The sequence below is a fragment of the Bacteroidota bacterium genome (assembly GCA_034723125.1).
Lineage (GTDB): Bacteria > Bacteroidota > Bacteroidia > CAILMK01 > JAAYUY01 > JAYEOP01.
Window position 1 is genome coordinate 1 of the sequence record JAYEOP010000390.1, and the last position, 2321, is coordinate 2321.

The 2321-nt window shown below is 30.6% G+C and carries 1 protein-coding gene; it reads left to right on the plus strand.

All coding sequences use genetic code 11. The features are described from left to right. Window positions 1-636: 636 nt before the first annotated feature. Complete coding sequence (locus tag U9R42_10420) at window positions 637-2316, plus strand: DEAD/DEAH box helicase (protein MEA3496437.1); 1680 nt, start codon at window positions 637-639, stop codon at window positions 2314-2316. The last annotated feature ends 5 nt before the right edge of the window (window positions 2317-2321 follow it).

Consider the following 2321-nt stretch of genomic DNA (forward strand, 5'->3'; position numbering starts at 1 on the left):
GGAACTTTTTTTTTGAGTTTTTTAATTTGATTGTTATAAAAAAATTTTGTTTGGTAATTGACAGATTCAAAATTAAATTGGTATAACTATCCCCAGCAATCAAGACAAAAAACATAAAATCTGACTAATAAATTTGATAAATCTTCATTAATAAAAATACTCTTCTTTTTCACTAAATAGTGGCTATAAGAAAAACGTATGTTTTTGACTGTTAGAATATTATGTATATTTTGTCGCTTGAATCTAATGTCATAAAATAGTCATTTGATTGTCATTAAGTTACAAAACCCAATGACAGCTTGGCTAAATGACTATTAATGACAATTGAATGACTTTTACATTCACATCCATTATTAATTCAAAGCCCAAGTTTAATTAGTAATACAAAGTTTTCTTAATGCCACTAAATATTATTGAAATGAAAAACATAAAATTAATCATCGCCTTACTTTTTGCATTTTTTTTTATAATAAATCCTATTTCTTTGAAGGTGGGTAATGAAACTTTTTGCCAGCTTGAATTTAATGCAAATTAAGTTTTACAAATGTAAAAGATAAAACAAAAACATTGAATAATAAATTGTAATTAAAGATTTATTTAATTTACCTTTGCACCACAAAATTTTAAACATTTAATATGCTGACATTTAATAAATTGGACTTTTCACCCAATTTGCTTAAAGGAATTGAAGAACTTGAATTTGTTAATCCTACACCAATTCAAGAAAAAGTAATTCCAGTTGTTTTTGAAACAGACAATGATATTGTAGGACTTGCACAAACAGGAACTGGTAAAACAGCTGCCTTTGGTTTACCTTTAATAGACCAGATAGATATTGAAAACAAAGCAGTACAGCTTTTGATATTATCACCAACTCGTGAATTATGTATTCAAATTACTAAAGATTTGCAAGCATATTCAAAATATATAGAAGGGATAAAAGTAGTACCGGTTTATGGTGGAGCAAGTACAGAAATACAAATAAGAGCACTTAAAAAAGGAGCACACATTATTGTTGCTACTCCTGGTAGGATGCTTGATTTGAGTAAACGTAAATTTGCAAATATTTCCGGGATAAAAACTGTAGTTTTGGATGAAGCTGATGAGATGCTAAATATGGGATTCCGTGATGAATTAGATGGAATCTTAGACAAAACTCCAAAGAATAAAAGAACATTACTTTTTTCGGCAACTATGCCAAAAGAAGTAGCACGCATTGCTAATAACTACATGAACAAGCCTGTAAAAATAACAGTAGGGAAACATAATGCTGGTGCTGAAAACATACAACATGTTTACTATCAAGTACATGCCCGTAATCGCTACTTAGCTCTAAAACGTATTGCAGATATCAATCCCGATATTTATGGACTGGTTTTTTGTAGAACAAGAAGAGAAACAAAGGAAATAGCAGAAAAACTAATTACAGACGGATATAATGCTGATGCACTCCATGGCGACCTATCACAGGTACAACGCGACCATGTTATGAACCGATTTAGAGAAAAAACTTTGCAAATGCTAGTAGCTACCGATGTTGCTGCACGTGGCATTGATGTGGAGAATATTTCTCACATAATAAACTACAATCTACCTGATGAACTTGATATTTACACCCATAGAAGCGGGCGTACAGGACGTGCAGGAAAATCAGGTATTTCTATTGCTTTGGTTAATTACAGAGAAAAGAACAAAATATCACAGATTGAAAAAATAATTAGCAAAAAGTTTAAACAATTATCAGTGCCGAGTGGAGCTGAGATATGTGAAAAACAATTATTTAAGTTAATTGATAAAATGGAGAAAGTAGAAGTTGATGAAGATCAGATTGCTCCATTTATGGAAACTGTAAACAAAAAACTTGAATGGCTTAACAAAGAGCAAATTATTAAACATTTTTTATCCCTTGAATTCAATAGATTTCTTGAATACTACAAAAATGCTCCAGACCTAAACGAAAAACCTGAAAGAGAAAAACGCAATAAAAACAAAAGAGATAGAGGTAATCGCAAAAACAGTATTAATAGAAGGGGAGAAAAAGGATTTACAAGATTTTTTATAAATGTTGGCAAAAAAGATGGTATAGGTCCTACACGAATTATTGGAATGATCAATGATAACACACGTGACCGGGATATTAATATTGGAACAATTGACTTAAAAGAAAGTTTCTCATTCTTTGAAGTAGGAGAAAGTCATACAAGAAAAATTCTGGACTCTTTTAATGGAACAAATTTTAAAGGTCGTCAGGTACGAGTTGAAGTTGCCGAAGAAAAAAGTAGTGGTAAAAATAAAAGAAAAAGAATAAGAAGGTAGGTTTA